The following is an 18,009-nucleotide window of genomic DNA, read 5'->3' on the forward strand; positions in this document are numbered from 1 at the left end:
CTTGGCACTGCAATGGACACACCCACAGCGCGCCCGGCCTAAAATCACCCTCCCCCCCTGAATGCACAGAGAGACCACTATGGGACGCACCCTGTACGACAAAATCTGGGACGAACACGTCGTCCACACCGAAGAAGACGGCACTGCCGTTCTGTATATTGACCGCCATTTGGTGCATGAAGTCACTAGCCCGCAAGCCTTTGAGGGCCTGCGCCAAGCCGGGCGCAAAGTCTGGCGCGTCAGCTCGATTGTGGCCACGGCCGACCACAACACCCCTACCACCGGCTGGGAGCTGGGCTACGACGGCATCACCGACCCCATCAGCAAAGAGCAAATTACCACGCTCAACGCCAACATTGCCGAAACCGGCGCGGCGGCGTTCTTCCCCTTCATGCACCAACGCCAAGGCATCGTGCATGTGATGGGGCCAGAAAACGGCGCCACCTTGCCCGGCATGACCGTGGTCTGTGGTGACAGCCACACCAGCACGCATGGTGCCTTTGGCGCTTTGGCCCACGGCATCGGCACCAGCGAGGTGGAGCATGTCATGGCCACGCAAACCCTGCTGGCCAAAAAAGCCAAAAACATGCTGGTGCAAGTGGATGGCAACTTGGCCCCCGGTGTCACGCCCAAAGATGTGGTACTGGCCATCATCGGCAAAATTGGCACCGCCGGTGGCACGGGCTACACGATTGAATTTGCAGGCTCCGTCTTTCGCGCCATGAGCATGGAAGGTCGCATGACGGTGTGCAATATGGCGATTGAGGCTGGCGCGCGCGCTGGTTTGGTGGCGGTGGATGACAAGACCATCGACTACGTCAAAGGCCGTCCCCTGTCGCCCACCGGCGTAGAGTGGGAGCAAGCCGTAGGCTATTGGAAGACGCTGCATTCCGATGCCGATGCCCAATTTGACACCGTGGTCACTCTGAATGCCGCAACCATCGTGCCGCAAGTGACTTGGGGCACCTCGCCCGAGATGGTGTTGGGTATTGATGCCGTCGTGCCCGACCCCGACAAAGAAAAAGATGCCAACCAGCGCGGGGCCATCGAACGCGCTTTGCAGTACATGAACCTGCAACCGGGCAAGCCCCTCAACGATATTTTTGTCGATAAGGTGTTTATTGGCTCCTGCACCAACAGCCGCATCGAAGACATGCGCGAAGCCGCTGCCGTGGTGAAAAAGTTGGGCCAAAAAGTCGCCAAAAATATCAAGCAAGCGCTGGTCGTGCCCGGTTCTGGCTTGGTAAAAGCCCAAGCCGAACGCGAAGGACTGCACGAAATCTTCAAGGCCGCCGGTTTTGAATGGCGCGAACCCGGTTGCAGCATGTGCTTGGCTATGAACGCCGACCGCCTAGAGCCGGGCGAGCGCTGTGCCTCCACCAGCAACCGCAACTTTGAAGGTCGCCAAGGCGCAGGGGGCCGCACCCATCTGGTCAGCCCGGCGATGGCGGCTGCGGCTGCCATCTACGGCCATTTTGTCGATGTACGCACTTTGGCTTAATCACCTTGAAAGAGCATTGTTGTGAAAAAGATTGCCACTCTCATCGCCCTGTCGCTGGCCTTTATGCTGGCTGGCTGCAACACCGTCAAAGGTGTGGGCCAAGATATTGAAAAAGCCGGTTCCGCCATCGAACGCGCTGCCAAGTAACCCACCTACCGCCATGCAAAAATTCAACGTACACCAGGGCCTTGTCGCCCCTATGGACCGCGAGAACGTCGATACCGATGCCATTATCCCCAAGCAGTTTCTCAAGTCGATTAAAAAAACCGGCTTTGGCGTGAACCTGTTTGACGAATGGCGCTACCTGGACCCCGGCGAACCCGGCCAAGACCCCGCCAGCCGCCAGCCCAACCCGGATTTTGTGCTAAACCAAGCACGTTACCAAGGCGCATCGGTTTTATTGGCGCGCAAAAACTTTGGCTGTGGCTCTAGCCGCGAACACGCCCCGTGGGCGCTGGAGCAATACGGTTTCCGTGCCATTATTGCGCCGAGTTTTGCCGATATTTTCTTTAACAACTGCTTCAAAAATGGTCTGCTGCCGATTGTGTTGCCCGAGGCCACGGTGGCGCAGTTGTTTGATGAAGTGGCGGCCTTTACTGGCTACCAACTGACCATTGATTTAGAGCGCCAAGTGATTGTGCGGCCACAAGGCGAAGAAATCCCGTTCGATGTCGTGCCCTTCCGCAAATATTGCCTGTTGAATGGCTTTGACGATATTGGCCTGACCTTGCGCCACGCCGACAAAATCAAAACCTTTGAGGCCGCGCGCTTGGCTACCAAACCTTGGCTGGCACATACGATGGTGGCTTAAAAGCCTATTGCCCCGATATTTTATTTTTCAAAGAAATGACATTATGAAAATTGCAGTTTTACCCGGTGATGGCATTGGTACCGAAATCGTGGCTGAAGCCGTCAAGGTATTAAACGCCCTCGATTTGAAGTTTGAGCTGGAAACCGCCCCCGTAGGCGGTGCCGCTTACGAAGTGGCAGGTCACCCCCTGCCCGAATCTACCCTCAAATTGGCACAAGCAGCCGATGCTATTTTGTTTGGTGCGGTGGGTGATTGGAAATACGACACACTAGACCGCCCACTGCGCCCCGAGCAAGCCATTTTGGGTCTGCGTAAAGCGATGGGCCTGTTTGCCAACTTCCGCCCGGCCATTTGCTACGAGCAACTCACGCACGCCTCTAGCCTGAAGCCCGAGCTGGTGGCAGGCTTAGACATCCTCATCATCCGTGAACTGACCGGCGATATTTACTTCGGCCAACCGCGTGGCCGTCGCATTGCCACCGATGGCCACTTCCCCGGCGCGGAGGAAGCCTTTGACACCATGCGCTACTCGCGCCCTGAGATTGAGCGCATTGCCCATGTGGCTTTCCAAGCAGCACAAAAGCGTAGCAAGCGCGTGACCAGCGTGGACAAGGCTAATGTGCTGGAAACCTTCCAACTCTGGAAGGATGTGATGACCGAAATCGGCCAACAATACCCCGATGTGGCGCTAGACCATATGTATGTGGACAACGCCGCTATGCAGTTGGTGAAAGAGCCGAAAAAGTTTGACGTGCTGGTCACGGGCAATATGTTTGGCGACATTTTGAGCGATGAAGCCTCGATGCTGACCGGCTCGATTGGTATGCTGCCCTCGGCCAGCTTGAACAGTCAAGGCCAAGGTTTGTACGAGCCTAGCCACGGCAGCGCCCCCGACATCGCTGGCAAAGGCATTGCCAACCCCTTGGCTACCATTTTGAGCGCTGCCATGATGTTGCGCTTTAGCCTGCAACAGCCCGAAGCGGCCGACCGCATCGAGAACGCCGTGAAAGCCGTATTGGCCCAAGGTCTGCGTACCGGCGATATTTACAGTGCAGGTACAACCAAAGTGAATACCGTGCAAATGGGTGATGCAGTAGTTAAGGCATTGGGTTAATTAATAATTGGGTTAATCAATAGCCAAGTGCGACGCCATCTTTACCATCTGGGGTTAGGCTGGTGTTTGCTGGCGGCCCCACTGGCGCTGTGGGATATGCAGGGGCGCTGGGCAGAACCTGAACGTGGGATGGTGGTGGCGTTCAAGCTCTGGCTCTTTTGGGCCGCTTGGGCCTTGCTGCCTTGGCTGCTGGCGCTGTGGCCCAAATTGCGCCAAGGTGCTACCAGCACTGGCCAGCGCTGGCTGCACTGCTCAGGGTTGGTCGTGTTGGCAGTGGCTGCTTGGGCTGCTTTGCTAGAGCCGCGTCTGTTGGCATTGCACACCCATCGGTTGGCCGTACTGCCAGCAGGCGCTACGCCGCTGCGTTTGGCGTTGGTGTCCGATATACATGTGGGCCTGTTTGTGCGTGCTTGGCAGTTGGAGCGTTTGGTAGAGCTGCTCAACGCCCAAGCGGTCGATGCAGTGGTGGTAGCCGGTGATTGGACTTACGCCCCCCCACTGGATTTGCAGGCTACTTTAGCCCCGTTGGCCCGGATACGCCACCCAGTCTGGGCGGTTTTGGGCAACCACGACACCCAATCGCCCGGCCCAGCACTGACTTTGGCCCTGCGTGCGGCCCTGCAAAGCCACGGCGTACACCTGTTGGATGGCCAAATGCTGCGCTTTAAGGGCTGGGACATTGTTGGCCTGAGCGATTTATGGGGTGGAAATCCTCATGCCGACATCGTCCGCTGCTTGCCACCCCCGCCACTGGCCCGGCCCCGACTGGTGTTGGCACACCAACCAGACACTGCTGCTTTACTGCCTGCCGATGCGGCTACCTTGGTATTGAGCGGCCATACCCACGGTGGCCAGATACGCCTACCGTGGATTACCCAGCAGCGCGTGCTGCCTGGCATCAGCGCCCACGGTTGGTATGCAGGCCACTACAGCACACCTGCCGGAGCCTTGTTTGTATCCACTGGCGTAGGCACTATTGGGCTGCCAGCAAGGTTGGGAGTGATACCCAGGGTAGATGTGCTGCAACTGCACTAAAGACCAACCACGGAGGGTTGCACCGCATTCAACGCACGCTGGCGTTTAAGCCAGCTTGCCGTGGCACTGCTTAAATTTGGGGGTCAGATTCCAATTATTCCTTGCTTTGGCGCAATAGCACTGCCCGAATCCAGATAGCAAAAATCTGCACCAACTCGGGCTAGGAAAACAGCAGTTTGTAGAAGGCGTGGGTAATGCCTCTAGGGGAGGCGGATTATGAGAGTCTGACCCCCATTTTTCAAGAATTAAAAACCTGCACTTATACGGCAGAAATCCGTATTTTTCTGTAAGGATTTAACAGGATTGACTTCCTAAAATGCCATTTTTTTTACGCGGCAAGCAGCCGCGATGCTTTAGGAGACCCATGTCCAATCCACTGTACGAAAACATCAAGCGCGACCCGCGCTATGCCGAGCTGATACAGCAGCGCGGGCGCTTTGCCACCATGCTGGCCTTGCTGGTAATTGGTGTTTTTTTCAGTTTTGTGCTGCTAGTGGCGTTTGTGCCCAGCGCCATCGCCGTGCGTATTTTTGACGGCAGCAATTTGACGGTGGGCGTGGCACTGGGGTTTTTCCAGTTCGTGTTCTTCTGCTTGCTTACCTGGGTGTATGTGCGCCGTGCCAATGGCGAGTTTGATGCCTTGAATGAACAAATCATCCAAGATGCCCTGAGGAAAACCAAATGACCCGAACGCCTTCTCTACTGTCCCGCCTCGGGCATCCACTGGCGCTAGCACTGTTGTGCCTGCCCACGCTGGCCTTGGCTGGCCCCGACTTGGGAGCCGCTGAAAAACAGCCACTCAATCTGCACGCCATCGGTATGTTCTTTGTCTTCGTGCTGATGACGCTGGGTATCACCTACTGGGCGGCGGGCCGCTCCAAGTCGGCCTCAGACTTCTACACCGCCGGGGGCGGTATCAGCGGCAAGCAAAACGGCTTGGCGATTGCGGGCGACTTTATGTCTGCCGCCACACTGCTGGGACTGACCGCCATGATTTACGGCCAAGGGGTGGATGGCTATATCTACATGGTCGCATTCTTTGTGGGCTGGCCCATTATCCTGTTCCTGATGGCCGAGCGCCTACGCAACCTAGGCAAGTTCACCTTTGCCGACATCACTGCCTACCGCCTCAATCAAGGCCAGGTACGCACGATGGCTGCCATCAGCTCGCTGGTGGTGGTGTGCTTTTATCTGGTGGCGCAAATGGTCGGTGCTGGGCAGCTCATCAAGCTACTGTTTGGGCTAGATTACAACGTGGCACTGGTCGTCGTGGGCGTGCTGATGATGGTGTACGTCATTTTTGGCGGCATGGTGGCCACCACTTGGGTGCAGATTATCAAGGCGTGCATGCTGCTAACGGGCGGTACTGCCATCATGCTGCTGGCGTTTAGTAAGTTTGGCTTCAGCTTCGAGACCCTGACCAACCGCGCTATGGAAGTACACAAGCTGGGACCCAATTTGCTGGCCTCGGGCAGCCTGTTGGCCGACCCAGTAACGGCCATTTCGATGGGCCTGGGCCTGATGTTTGGTATTGCCGGACTGCCGCACATCCTGATGCGCTTCTTTACCGTGACCAACGCCAAAGAAGCGCGCAAATCGGTGTTCTATGCCTCCGGCATCATCGCTTTCTTTTTCCACGTGATTGCCTTCATGGGCCTGTGTGCCATCGTGCTGGTGGGCACCGATCCGCAGTTCTTTGAGGGTGGCGATGTCAGCGGCAAGCTGATTGGCGGCAGCAACATGGTTGCGTTGCACTTGGCCAAGGCCGCTGGTGGCAATTTGCTGTTGGGCTTTTTGTCGGCGGTGGCTTTTGCCACCATCTTGGCCGTGGTGGCAGGTCTGGCACTGGCGGGTGCCTCGGCCATCTCGCATGACCTGTATGCTCGCGTCATCATGAAAGGCAAGGTCTCCGAAGAAAAGGAAATCCGTGTCTCTAAGATGGCGACGCTGGGCCTGGGCGTGGTGGCGGTGCTGTTGGGTGTGGTCTTCGAGAAGATGAACGTGGCCTTCATGGTGGCACTGGCTTTTGGCGTGGCCTCCTGTGCCAACTTTCCGGTGCTGCTGATGTCCATGTATTGGCGCGGCCTGACCACGCGCGGCGCGCTGGTGGGCGGCTATACCGGCCTGATCAGCTCGGTGCTGTTCGTGGTGTTCTCTAAGTCGGTGTGGGTGGATGTGCTGGGCAACGCGGCCCCGCTGTTTCCGTACACCCAGCCAGCGCTGTTTGCCATGCCGCTGGCCTTCCTGTGCATTTACGTGTTCTCCAAGTTGGACAACAGTGAACAAGCTCGGATGGAGCGTGCCGCCTTTGATGACCAGTATGTTCGCGCCCAAACGGGTGTAGGTGCCGACAGCGCTGCTGCACACTGATTCTGTCCCGCACAGTTCATGCGCCTTCGGGCGCATTTTTTTTGCCCGGCGCAGGGGGATGTTGGGTTACATGCGTAACCTAACCTACGCTTTGCGCCGCCGTGTTGGTTTAACTGGAAGCACCGGGGCGATGGCTGCTGTCAGTGCTTGGTAACGGGCAAACAAAAAGGCCACGCGGGCAGTATCGTCGGGTGGGCCTTGGTAGCCACAGGCGAAAAACTCACTCTGGCCTACGCTCGGCCTCATTTTTATTACCACCCTTGCCTGGCTGCATGAATTTTCGTCCAGTCGGTATCCAGTTTGCCGTTGTGAATTTCGCAGCTGGCGTTTTGCGTAACGTAGCCACCATAACCGTTGGTGGCATGGATGGTGATGGACAGGACGCGCCCCTCTTTAGAAGGCGCTGTGTAATAGGCACCTGCTGGATCGCGTAACTTTGGCTTGTACCAAGCCAAGCATGTATCCGCTTCGCGCGTCAGGGGGGATGGCTGGGCTACCGGCGGCGAAACAGGGGGCGGCACCACGCTAGGCTGTGGTGGTGCTGGTGCCAGGTTGGACGTTGGGTTGGCTTGAGCGCTGGTAGGGGCAATGACAGAAATAGGACGTACCTCGAATTTTTCTCCTTGACCAGAGCAAGGGGCATCTTGGTAAGAAACTTTGCCATCAGGCCCGGTGCATTTATGGGCAGCCCATGCTTGGGGAGCAAATATCAGGATGCTGAGAAAAATAACAGGGTTGAACATATAAAAATCAGGGTCAGATAACAACTAAACCAATAGAACCTGCACCCGTTTGCCCAATGCTGCCGCATACTTTTGCAGCGTAGCCAATGATGGTGAATGCTTGCCACTGACCAGCGAGGCCTCCAAACGGGCCACCGCAGGGGCCTTGGTGCCCATGCGCTCTGCCACCTGGGCTTGCGTTAAACCTGCTTCGTGCCGGGCTTTCAGAATGGCATCGAGCATGGGCATTTCTTCGCGTTGCAGGCGTTCGTACTCTGCACGCACGGCTGGATTTTGCAGTGCTTGGGCCTTGAGTTGTTCATGGGTGAGCATCTTTAATCTCCTTTAAGCGTTTGTGGGCCACTGCCAATTCCTTGGCTGGGATTTTGTCGGTTTTTTTAATGAAACTGTGCAACACCACGATGCGCTGCCCGACCAAAGTGCAGTACAGCACACGGGCGATACCCTCAGCGCCTTTGAGGCGCAGTTCTAGCAAACCATCGCCCAGAACCTTGGTGTGCGGCAAGCCCAGATGGGGGCCGTAATCCACCATGCGATCAGCCAAGGCAATGTAACGGGCCAGCTTCGTAGTTACATGCGTAACCCAACCTACGCTTTGCGTCGCCGTGTTGGTTTAACTGAAAGCACCGGGGCGGTGGCTGCCGTCAGGGCTTGGTAGCGGGCAAACAAAAAGGCCACGCGGGCGGCATCGTCGGGTGGGCCTTGGTCGCCATAGGCAAAAAACTCACTCTGACCCTCATGGCACAAAGATAAGCCCCGAGGCAAGAATTTGAAGGTGGGCTGACACCCGGCGCGGTGGTAGGCTGAAGTTGCAAAACCAAACAGCAAACCATCAAGGAGTCAGCCCGCATGAAGGATAACCAATCCAAGCATTTTGATGAGGCGCATTTGCTGCGCCAGCAGTTTGCCCAGTATCCTGACGCTGCCTTCGAGCAAGCACTCAGCGCCGAGCAAATTTGCTCTGTTGTCGAGCAACACTGCCTAGCCACCGTGCGCCAACGCCAGTATCCGCCGCTCAAGACCTTGCGCCTGTTTGTCGGGCAAGCACTGGGCAGCGATGGCTCGTGCCAGAATGTCGTCGTGCGCCAGCTGGCCCAGCGCCTGAGTGCAGGATTGAGCGCCGCCTCGACCAACACCGCCGCCTACTGCCAAGCGCGTATGCGCTTGCCAACGGCCATCGCTTGCGATCTGTCAGCCACGCTGGCAGCGCAACTCGAAGCCATGAGTCCCAAGGTCTGGCGCTGGCAGGGCCGAAGCATCAAGCTCTTTGATGGCACCAGCATGTCCATGCCCGATACCGCCAGCAACCAGGCCGCCTACCCCCAAAGCCGCACACAAGCGCCGGGGCTGGGTTTTCCCATGGTACGCATCGGTGCCTTGATCGGCTTGGCCAGCGGTGCCGTGTTGGGCTACGAGTTGACACCTTTGCGCGGCAAAGGCTCGGGCGAGCAAACGGTGCTGCGTGGCCTGCTCAACAAAGTAATGCCGGGCGATATCGTGTTGGCCGATGCCTTGCTGGCCACTTGGTGGCTGATCCACGCCATCAGTGCGCGCGGTGCTGATGTACTCATGGCCCAGCACGGTAGGCGCAAAAGCGATTTCACGCAGGGCCAGTCTTTGGGCAAGAACGACCATCTCGTGCAGTGGCCGCGCCCAGCCAAGCCGCAGTGGATGAGCGAGCAAGAGTATGCACAGTGCCCGGCTGTGCTGCACATGCGCGAGAGCCAGGTCAATGGCCGGGTACTGGTAAGCACCATGCGCCAGCCCAACTATGCCAGCGCCAAAGCACTCGATCAACTGTACGCTATGCGCTGGAACATTGAGGTCGATTTTAGGGTGATCAGGGCGACGCTAGGGATGGATGTGCTGCGCTGCAAATCGAGCCAGATGATTGACAAAGAGATCGCCGTGGGTATCTTGGCCTACAACCTGGTGCGCTGGGCGATGGCCGCCAGTGCGGTACTGGCCCAAGTGCTGGCGCGCAGTCTGAGCTTTAGCACAGCCAAGCGTTTGCTGGAGCACTTTGGCGCTGCACTGCTCCGTGGCAAAAGTCAGGATGAGGCTGCGCTGGTGCAGGCACTGCTGCAAAACATAGGCAAGCTGCACCTGCGAGCGCGCCCTGGACGCATCGAGCCTCGGGCCAAGAAGCGAAGGCCGAAAAACTTGCCCTTGCTTAGGCAACCACGCCAGCAAGCCCGCGAGGCTATTCAGAGCAAGCGTGGGCTTATCTTTGTGCCATGAGACTCGGTAACGATTTTTACAGCAGTGGTTTGTGGAATGAACGAGGCTATATGCTAGGTTACGACCAGCTTGATCTACCATTTGCGTTAATCAGGCGCATTGCCGCATGGCAGCCTCGTAGGTTGGGTTGCGTGCAACCCAACATTGCTTAATCCAACATTGCTTAACCCAACACCAAACGGCAATTGCATCACTTCTTTGGGGATAAGGTGGTGGTCCGGGTTGGGGGGATGTTGGGTTACATGCGTAACCCAACCTACGCTTTGCGCCGTTTGGGTCGGCTGGCGCTGACGGGGGCGGTGGCTGCTGTCAGGGCTTGGTAACGGGCAAACAAAAAGGCAACGCGGGCGGTATCGTCGGGTGGGCCTTGGTAGCCATAGGCGGCATCGACGGCTTTGTCTAATTGTTGGTGGGCTTTGCTCAGTTGCACCGGCATGGTTAATGGGTCGTACAGGTCAGCCAAGGTGCTATCTGCAAATTGGGCGCGGGCATCCAGCACGGCTTGGGCGGCAGCGGCGATGGCTTGGCGGCGTTTTTGTACCGGAGCTGGCGCTGGCTGCTGCGGGGTGTCTTCTGGCAAATCGGGCCAAGGGAATGTGTTGTAAGTGAGCTTTACAGAATACCGAATGTCACTTTTCAAGCGTCCAGCAGTGATACCCGTCCAAGCCCGGTGCATAGTGCTGGACAAAACGCCAAAGTGGTATAGCGTGGCTTGGGGCACCATCTGCAAGTCGTTGGCGGCGATAACATCGGCATTGAGATAAGCAATAGGCAGGTAATGCCGATGTTCAGAAGATGTGCGTGGAATGGCTAAATAACACCCCTGTGTAGGTTGGCGATTTTCGGTAAACAGCGAAGGCGTGGCGGATTTTTGGCGTGTAGCGGCCTTGCTGCTTTGCTCACGCATGGCTTTTACGGCCTGAACGCGCTGCAATACCAGCGGCATAGTCCGCAAGGTTTGCGGCGGACAATCTACTAGCCATAAACAATAGCGCCACTGATTGTGGATAAGACCTTCAGCACCCAAATATGGGCGCATCCAATGACGGGCTGCTGGTTCGGTTTGCAATAGTGTCTGGTATTCTTCCAGTGACAAAATCAAGTTGCCACCATCCGCAGGAATGCTACCGTTGACTATTTCAGGCACTGCCATCAAAGGTGCGGAACGGGCTTGGGCTATGACATCGGGCGCATCCACCAAATAAGGGTTGATATTCTGTGCCGATACAGCCACCGGCTCCCCGCGAATATCCGGGTAGTGGTAAATCAGCTTGTCCGTGCGCTCCTCTAAGCCAAAACCCACAATCACGCAATGCACAGCGGCCACGCCCTTGGCATCGTTGCTCCATTGGAAGGTGCGGTGGGCAAACTGAATCTTCACCCCTTGGGCCAACATCCAGCCCCACAACACGCCCACCTGTTCGCCTTGGGTAATGCTGTTGGTGGACACAAACGCACAACGCACCCTCCCCGCAGAACTATCGCCGCGCAGATAGCGCGCCGCCTTCACATACCAAGCGGCCACCAAGTCCAACAAACCAGCATTGTTGACATCGGCCAACACCCGGCGCGTGTCTTCACGCTGGGCATCGCTCATAAACTTGGCCCCGACAAACGGCGGGTTGCCAATCACATAACTGCACTGCGTGGGCGGCAGCACCTCGGCCCAATCCAGCGTCAAGGCGTTGCCCTGCACAATGTTGGCCTTACGCACCAGCGGCAAGCGGTTAAAGTGGCCGCCCAATGCTTGGCTGGCGCGCAGGTTTTCTTGGTGGTCGGTCAACCACAGCGCCACCGTGGCAATGTGGGCCGCGCTGGCTTCAATCTCAATACCGTGGCATTGGTGGACATCGCACTGAATTTGCTCAAACTCCTTGGCATCCAAGGTGCCACTGACAGTGCGTTGGCGTTGCTCTAGTTCGAGCAAAGCCTCGACGGCATCCAACTCCAAACGCCGAATTTCGCGGTAGGCCAATACCAAAAAATTGCCACAGCCACAGGCTGGGTCAAAAAAATGCAGGCCGCGCAAACGCGCTAAAAAAGCCTTGAGCCGGGCTTTGCTGCCGCGTGCAGTTTTGAGGTCTGCTTGCAAAGCGTGCAAAAACAGCGGGCCAATCACGCGCAAAATGTTGATTTCGCTGGTGTAGTGTGCGCCCAGTTCGCGCCGCTTGCTGCTCTTGGCCGTCACGCCCTCGTCATCGTGGTGAATCACCGCCTGAAACAAGGAGCCAAAAATAGCCGGGCTGATTTGTGACCAATCAAACTGTTCGGCACAGTTGAGCAACACGCGGCGCGCGGTGCTGTCAAAGTAACAAGGCTCCAAGCGCCCCGCAAACACACTGCCATTGATATACGGAAAGCCGCGCAACTCGTGCGGCAGGTTTTTGGGCCGTTGGTCGGGGGCGCGGTTCAGGGTGTCAAACAGATTTTGCAGCGCGCCGTCCAAGTCGCTGCCATCCTCGCGCGTGTGTTGGCGCACATAGCGGCTGAACGCGCCGGGGCTGTCAAAAATGGCGGTGTCTTCGGCAAACAAGCAAAACAGCAAGCGCACCAAGTAGCGCTCTAAATCGGCCCCGTGGTAGCCACCATCGCGCATGGCATCGTGCAACTGGGCAATGTTGCGCGCTGCGCTTTCGTTCACGGCAATTTGTTCGGCCCTGGCTTGGGTTTCAAAACCGGCCAAAAACAAATAGGCATCAATCTGCTGTGGAAACTCGGCCAGGGTATGGCACAGCGGCGCGCTGCCATCGCCGCGCCGGTACAGGTGCAGGTGCTCAAAATCACTCACCAAAATGTAAGCGGGCAATTCGGCATCTTGCAGGCCGGGCAGGTAATCTAGCGCCTGCTGGTAGGCGGCTTGCAAGTCTGCGCCGCGCGATTTCATCTCTATCAGCAATTTGCCGGGATAGAAACCATCCATGCGCCCACTGCTGCCGCCGGATTTTTTAACACGCTGCTCAAAACTGACCAAGCGTTTGGCCGAAAAGCCGAACACCTCGCACAAATCCCGGATAAAGTTTTGCGCCTGGCCCATTTCGTAGCTGGCGCTGGCGTAGTCTTTAGCAAAGGCGTAGGCGCGGTGCAGAACTTCTGCTTTGTTCAGGGTAACGGTCATGGCCGCATTTTGAGCGCAAAACCGACTGCCACAAGCCCGTGTTAATCCGCCTCGGGCACCTCCTCAGCGGCTGCGTTGCCCTCTTCGGCTGCTGGATGCGCCCAATGCCACAGGCGCAGGGCGGCCTCTTCAACACCTTGTTTTTTGAGGGCAGAAAACATCTGCACCTCGCCGCCGCCGGTTTGCAAACGCGCAATCGACAGCGCCTTGGCCTGCTCGGCGCGCGTGAGTTTGTCGGCTTTGGTCAAAATCACCAAAAATTTCAGACCCTCTTCGACTCTGGGGCGCACCACTTCGAGCAGGGCTTCATCCAACTCGGTCAGGCCCAAACGTGGGTCGCACAGCAGCACAATGCCGGTCAAGCTGGGGCGTTGTATCAAATAATTGACCATCACTTGCTGCCAGCGCATTTTGTCCGAGCGCGACACCGCCGCGTAGCCATAGCCGGGCAAATCGGCCAACACGGCATCTTGAATGCCTTGGCGGCCCAAGCTAAACAGGTTGATATGCTGGGTGCGCCCCGGTTTTTTCGAGGCAAAGGCCAATTGCTTTTGCTGTGTCAGGGTGTTGATACAGGTGGACTTGCCAGCGTTAGAGCGGCCGACAAAGGCAATCTCTGGCACATCAATCTCGGGCAGCTGGTTGAGCTGGGCCGCCGTGGTTAAAAAGCGTGCCGTGTGCATCCAGCCCAAGGCGGTGCGGCCATCCATAGCGGGCGAAGGGGTGCCAGCAACAGGCACAGAAACAGAAGGTGTCATGAAATCAAATTCGGCGGTAAGAGCAGCATTGTAGAATCGGGCTGTTTTGCGCCACCATCAATAAGACCCTCGATATGAAGAAGTTGCTCGCCTCCTTGCTCACGGCTGCCGCGCTGGCAGCTACCGCGTTTCCGGCGTTTTCTGCCGGCCCAGCCAAACCCGATCTGGCTAAAGGCGAGGCCAGCTATGCCGCTGTCTGTGCTGCCTGCCACGCTGCCGATGGCAACTCCACCACCGTGGCCAACCCCAAGCTGGCCCAGCAGCACCCCGAATACCTGACCAAGCAATTGCAAGAGTTCAAATCAGGCAAGCGGGCCAATGCCATCATGTCGGGCATGGTTGCCGCCCTGACCGACGACGACATGCGTAACATCTCTGCTTGGCTCGCTACCAAGCAAGCCACGCCCGGCTTTGCCAAAGACAAGGCGATGGTCATGCTGGGCGAACGCATCTACCGTGGCGGCATTGCCGACCGCAACATTGCCGCCTGCGCCGCTTGTCACAGCCCCAACGGTGCGGGCATTCCGTCGCAATACCCCCGCTTGGCCGGTCAACATGCCGATTACACCGCCGCCCAGCTGGTGCAGTTCCGCGATGGCGTGCGTAACAACAGCATCCAAATGACTGGCGTAGCCGCCAAGCTCAACGACCGCGAAATCAAGGCCGTCTCTGATTACATTGCTGGCCTACGCTAAAACCTAGCCACTGGCGCCGTTCTACGGAACCAAGCGCCGCCAACAGACCCCAAGACGGGCGGGCCATCTTTGCGGTGGCCCGCCCGTTTTAATTTTGCCCCGTATCATCCTTTTCATGTCTGATTCTTCACCCGGCGTGCGCCCCCGTATTGGCGCACAAGCCTTGCGAGCCAGTATGGAAGTGCTGGTCTCGATGCGCTTTGCCATTGCTTTGCTCACGGTCATTTGCATTGCCTCGGTGATTGGCACCGTACTCAAACAGCATGAGCCTATCAACAATTATGTCAACCAGTTTGGGCCATTTTGGGCCGAGTTGTTTTTGGCGCTCAAACTCAATGCCGTTTACAGTGCTTGGTGGTTTTTGCTGATTTTGGCGTTTTTGGTACTCAGTACCTCGCTGTGCATTGCGCGCAGTACGCCCAAAATTTGGGCTGACCTCAAAACCTACAAAGAAAACATCCGCGAAAAAAATCTGGCCGCGTTTCACCACAAGGCCCAAGCCGTTTTGACGGGTGACAGCGCCAGCGAGGCGCAACGCATCGGCCAAATGCTGGTCGGTGGCGGCTGGAAAGTCAAACTGCAGCAGCGCGACACCCCCGCTGGCCCCGGCACCGGTTGGATGGTCGCTGCCAAAGCCGGTGCGGCCAATAAGCTAGGCTACATTGCAGCGCACAGCGCGATTGTGCTGGTGTGTATTGGCGGCCTGTTGGATGGAGATTTGATGGTGCGCGCGCAAATGTGGTGGGGCAATAAACTGCCCTACACCGGCGGCGGCTTAATCTCTGATGTGCCCCAGCAGCACCGCCTGAGCGAGCGCAACCCAACCTTCCGGGGCAATTTACTGGTAGCCGAGGGCACACAGGCCGATACCGCCATCTTGGCCCAATCCGATGGCATTTTGTTGCAAGAGTTACCTTTTGCGATTGAACTGAAAAAGTTCATTGTCGAGCATTACTCCACCGGAATGCCCAAGCTGTTTGCCAGCGACATCATCATCCACGACAAAGCCACGGGTGCCCAAACCCCGGCGCGCATTGAGGTCAACCACCCGGCCAGCTATAAAGGGATTGAGATTTACCAATCCAGCTTTGACGATGGTGGCTCCGCCGTGACGCTGCAAGCCCTGCCACTAACCCCCGGCGGCCAGCGCTTTGAAGTGCAAGGCAGCATTGGGGGCAATTCGCAACTGGTCAAGGCCAGCGGTGGCGATGCGCTCACCTTAGAATTTACCTCGCTGCGCGTGTTCAACATTGAAAATTTTGGTGCCGATGGTTTGAGTTCGGGGGCTGATGTGCGTAAAGTGGATTTGCGCCAGGCCATTGACGCGCGCTTGGGTGCGGCCAACAAAACCAATACGCGCAAAGAATTACGCAATGTTGGCCCCAGCATAGGTTACAAACTGCGCGATGCCGCTGGCCAAGCGCGTGAGTACCACAACTACATGCAGCCCATCGTGCTAGAAGAAGGCGGCACGCCGATGTTCTTGCTGGGCGTGCGCGAAACCCCAGCGGACCCATTGCGCTACCTGCGCCTGCCCGCCGATGCCCAAGGCAGCATGGATGGCTTTATCCGTCTGCGTGCTGCCCTGAATGACCCAGCCCTGCGCGATGAAGCCGTGCGCCGCTACGCCAGCCAAGCGATAGATGCCTCGCGCCCCGAGGTGATAGAGCAATTGCGCCAATCAGCGGCGCGCGCGCTGGGCTTGTTTGCTGGGGCCGAAAACACTGGCAAACCCGGCCAGCCTGGCAAACCTGTGGGCGGCCTGCCAGCGCTGTCCGACTTCATCGAGGCCAATGTGCCCGAATCCGAGCGCAGCAAGGCCAGCGAGGTGCTGATTCGCATCCTCAACGGTAGCCTGTTTGAACTGGCCCAACTGGCACAGCAACGCGCGGGCTTGCCGCCCTTGTCTCCCAATGAGCAAACCCAAGGCTTTATGACCCAATCGGTATTGGCTTTAAGCGATGTGCAGATTTACCCTGCGCCCTTGGTGTTCCAACTGAAAGATTTCACACAGGTGCAGGCCAGTGTGTTCCAAGTAGCGCGCGCACCGGGCAAGAACATTGTCTATTTGGGCTGTGCCTTGCTGATTTTGGGCGTGTTTGCCATGCTCTATGTGCGCGAGCGCCGCCTGTGGATTTGGTTGGCCCCACAGCCACAAGGACAAGGCAGTCAAGCCACAATGGCCCTGTCGAGCAACCGCAAGACGATGGATGCCGACCGCGAATTTGCCCAATTGACCGACAAACTCATCGGTGTACCCCCCGGAGCCAAAACATGAACACGGCGACCACCACGACCAACGCCACCATCACCCTCAACGAGAGTTTTGCCGCACGGCGCAATGCTTTTGATTGGATTTTTGCCGCCTTGGTGTTGCTGGGCGGCTTGTTTGCCCTGCAACGCTATGCCAACTACATGGATGGCTACGAAAAGGGTATTTTGCTGGGCACCATTCCAGCAGTCATTTGGCTGGGCTGGTTTTGGCGACCCTTGCGCGCCCTGATGCTGGGGGCAGGCGCTGGTGCTTTGCTGGCGATTAGCTTGTACCAACAAGGCGATGCGGGCAGTTTGGCACGCGCAGATACGGTGTTTTGGCTCAAATACTTTTTATCCAGCCAATCTGCCATTCTGTGGATGAGCATGTTGTTCTTCATGAGCACCATTTTTTACTGGCTGAGCATGTTCGCCAAAGGCGAAGGCAGCACCATGTCTTTGCTGGGTTCGCGCTTGGTCTGGACGGCGGTGTTCATGGCCTTGGTGGGTACGCTGGTGCGCTGGTACGAGAGCTACTTGCTGGGGCCAGATATTGGCCATATTCCGGTCAGTAACCTGTACGAAGTGTTTGTCATGTTTTGCTGGATGACGGCACTGTTCTATTTGTACTACGAAGAGCAATACAAGACGCGCGCCTTGGGCGCTTTTGTCATGCTGGTGATCAGTGCTGCCGTGGGCTTTTTGCTTTGGTACACCGTGGTGCGTGAGGCGCACGAAATCCAGCCCTTGGTGCCAGCGCTGCAAAGCTGGTGGATGAAGCTGCATGTACCGGCCAACTTTATCGGTTATGGCACCTTTGCCTTGGCCGCGATGGTGGCCTTTGCCTACCTGATTAAACAATCGGCGGGCGAGACGCGCTGGTACAAGCTGGCCCCGCTGTGGTTGCTGGGCGTGGTGCTGTGCTTTGAGCCGGTGGTGTTCCGTACCAGTGCAGGCCAAAACGGCAGCAGCTACTGGATGGTGTATTTTGGTATCTCGGCCATCATCGTGGCCGGGATTTTGCTGGGGCGTGAGCGCATTGCCGCCAAATTGCCAGCGCTGGAGCTGCTCGATGATGTGATGTACAAATCCATTGCCGTGGGCTTTGCATTTTTTACCATTGCCACGGTGTTGGGCGCGCTTTGGGCCGCCGAGGCTTGGGGCGGCTATTGGAGCTGGGACCCGAAGGAAACCTGGGCCTTGATTGTCTGGCTGAACTATGCCGCCTGGCTGCACATGCGCCTCATGAAGGGCCTGCGCGGCACGGTGTCGGCATGGTGGGCCTTAGTGGGCTTGGCCGTGACCACCTTTGCCTTTTTGGGGGTGAATATGTTCTTGTCCGGGCTGCACAGCTACGGCAATTTGTAAGCCGC

Annotated in this window: 18 protein-coding genes; 11 read left to right on the forward strand and 7 right to left on the reverse strand. The window is 57.3% G+C overall.

Going from position 1 to position 18,009, the window contains the following annotated elements; genetic code table 11:
* Nucleotides 1–79 precede the first annotated feature (79 nt).
* The 7 genes from leuC to PHX60_RS03695 all read left to right on the forward strand — a co-directional run bounded on the left by leuC (nucleotide 80) and on the right by PHX60_RS03695 (nucleotide 6,831).
* Nucleotides 80–1,501, forward strand: a complete 1,422-nt coding sequence (leuC, locus tag PHX60_RS03665) for a 3-isopropylmalate dehydratase large subunit (RefSeq protein ID WP_300074857.1) — start codon at nucleotides 80–82, stop codon at nucleotides 1,499–1,501.
* Between the two features lie 21 nt (nucleotides 1,502–1,522).
* The gene (locus tag PHX60_RS03670; RefSeq protein WP_300074859.1) at nucleotides 1,523–1,648 is read left to right on the forward strand and encodes an entericidin A/B family lipoprotein; all 126 of its coding nucleotides are present in this window, start codon (nucleotides 1,523–1,525) and stop codon (nucleotides 1,646–1,648) included.
* 13 nt (nucleotides 1,649–1,661) lie between these two features.
* A complete protein-coding gene (gene leuD / locus PHX60_RS03675) occupies nucleotides 1,662–2,312 on the forward strand; it encodes a 3-isopropylmalate dehydratase small subunit (RefSeq protein WP_300074861.1) in 651 nt (216 codons plus the stop codon).
* 43 nt (nucleotides 2,313–2,355) lie between these two features.
* A complete protein-coding gene (gene leuB / locus PHX60_RS03680) occupies nucleotides 2,356–3,426 on the forward strand; it encodes a 3-isopropylmalate dehydrogenase (RefSeq protein ID WP_300074863.1) in 1,071 nt (356 codons plus the stop codon).
* Between the two features lie 27 nt (nucleotides 3,427–3,453).
* Nucleotides 3,454–4,461: a metallophosphoesterase gene (locus tag PHX60_RS03685; RefSeq protein WP_300074866.1), complete on the forward strand. Its 1,008-nt coding sequence runs from the start codon at nucleotides 3,454–3,456 to the stop codon at nucleotides 4,459–4,461.
* 364 nt (nucleotides 4,462–4,825) lie between these two features.
* Complete coding sequence (locus PHX60_RS03690; protein WP_300074868.1) at nucleotides 4,826–5,146, forward strand: DUF485 domain-containing protein; 321 nt, start codon at nucleotides 4,826–4,828, stop codon at nucleotides 5,144–5,146.
* Nucleotides 5,143–6,831, forward strand: coding sequence for a cation acetate symporter (locus PHX60_RS03695; RefSeq protein ID WP_300074871.1), 1,689 nt, complete (start codon nucleotides 5,143–5,145; stop codon nucleotides 6,829–6,831). Before PHX60_RS03690 ends, PHX60_RS03695 begins: the two co-directional genes overlap by 4 nt.
* An 84-nt stretch (nucleotides 6,832–6,915) precedes the next feature.
* Here PHX60_RS03695 and PHX60_RS03700 read toward each other — a convergent pair whose 3' ends face one another.
* Genes PHX60_RS03700 through PHX60_RS03720 form a run of 5 tightly spaced genes read right to left on the reverse strand, consistent with a single transcriptional unit; the run spans nucleotide 6,916 to nucleotide 8,321 of the window.
* Complete coding sequence (locus PHX60_RS03700; protein ID WP_300074874.1) at nucleotides 6,916–7,077, reverse strand: hypothetical protein; 162 nt, start codon at nucleotides 7,075–7,077, stop codon at nucleotides 6,916–6,918.
* A 5-nt stretch (nucleotides 7,078–7,082) separates the two neighbouring features.
* Nucleotides 7,083–7,574: a hypothetical protein gene (locus tag PHX60_RS03705; protein ID WP_300074875.1), complete on the reverse strand. Its 492-nt coding sequence runs from the start codon at nucleotides 7,572–7,574 to the stop codon at nucleotides 7,083–7,085.
* 24 nt (nucleotides 7,575–7,598) lie between these two features.
* Nucleotides 7,599–7,886, reverse strand: coding sequence for a helix-turn-helix transcriptional regulator (locus PHX60_RS03710; RefSeq protein ID WP_300074878.1), 288 nt, complete (start codon nucleotides 7,884–7,886; stop codon nucleotides 7,599–7,601).
* Nucleotides 7,873–8,136: a type II toxin-antitoxin system RelE/ParE family toxin gene (locus PHX60_RS03715; protein WP_300075247.1), complete on the reverse strand. Its 264-nt coding sequence runs from the start codon at nucleotides 8,134–8,136 to the stop codon at nucleotides 7,873–7,875. Before PHX60_RS03715 ends, PHX60_RS03710 begins: the two co-directional genes overlap by 14 nt.
* A gap of 26 nt (nucleotides 8,137–8,162) precedes the next feature.
* A complete protein-coding gene (locus tag PHX60_RS03720) occupies nucleotides 8,163–8,321 on the reverse strand; it encodes a hypothetical protein (protein ID WP_300074881.1) in 159 nt (52 codons plus the stop codon).
* Between the two features lie 102 nt (nucleotides 8,322–8,423).
* Here PHX60_RS03720 and PHX60_RS03725 point away from each other — a divergent pair, with 102 nt between their 5' ends.
* Entirely contained in the window at nucleotides 8,424–9,815 is a 1,392-nt protein-coding gene (locus PHX60_RS03725; RefSeq protein ID WP_300074883.1) for an IS4 family transposase, read from the forward strand.
* A gap of 256 nt (nucleotides 9,816–10,071) precedes the next feature.
* Here the strand turns inward: PHX60_RS03725 and PHX60_RS03730 are convergent, their stop codons facing one another.
* Both PHX60_RS03730 and yihA read right to left on the reverse strand, forming a co-directional pair.
* Entirely contained in the window at nucleotides 10,072–12,930 is a 2,859-nt protein-coding gene (locus tag PHX60_RS03730) for a DNA methyltransferase (protein ID WP_300074885.1), read from the reverse strand.
* Between the two features lie 41 nt (nucleotides 12,931–12,971).
* Nucleotides 12,972–13,688, reverse strand: a complete 717-nt coding sequence (yihA, locus tag PHX60_RS03735; protein ID WP_300074887.1) for a ribosome biogenesis GTP-binding protein YihA/YsxC — start codon at nucleotides 13,686–13,688, stop codon at nucleotides 12,972–12,974.
* Nucleotides 13,689–13,762: 74 nt separating this feature from the next.
* Between yihA and PHX60_RS03740 the strand changes: the two genes are divergently transcribed.
* The 3 genes from PHX60_RS03740 to ccsB all read left to right on the forward strand — a co-directional run bounded on the left by PHX60_RS03740 (nucleotide 13,763) and on the right by ccsB (nucleotide 18,004).
* Nucleotides 13,763–14,383: a c-type cytochrome gene (locus PHX60_RS03740; protein WP_300074890.1), complete on the forward strand. Its 621-nt coding sequence runs from the start codon at nucleotides 13,763–13,765 to the stop codon at nucleotides 14,381–14,383.
* 115 nt (nucleotides 14,384–14,498) lie between these two features.
* Complete coding sequence (locus PHX60_RS03745) at nucleotides 14,499–16,661, forward strand: cytochrome c biogenesis protein ResB (protein ID WP_300074893.1); 2,163 nt, start codon at nucleotides 14,499–14,501, stop codon at nucleotides 16,659–16,661.
* On the forward strand, nucleotides 16,658–18,004 hold the full coding sequence (gene ccsB / locus PHX60_RS03750) for a c-type cytochrome biogenesis protein CcsB (RefSeq protein WP_300074896.1): 1,347 nt from the start codon (nucleotides 16,658–16,660) through the stop codon (nucleotides 18,002–18,004). Before PHX60_RS03745 ends, ccsB begins: the two co-directional genes overlap by 4 nt.
* Nucleotides 18,005–18,009: the final 5 nt, after the last annotated feature.

The organism is Giesbergeria sp. (assembly GCF_028686475.1).
GTDB lineage: Bacteria > Pseudomonadota > Gammaproteobacteria > Burkholderiales > Burkholderiaceae_C > Simplicispira.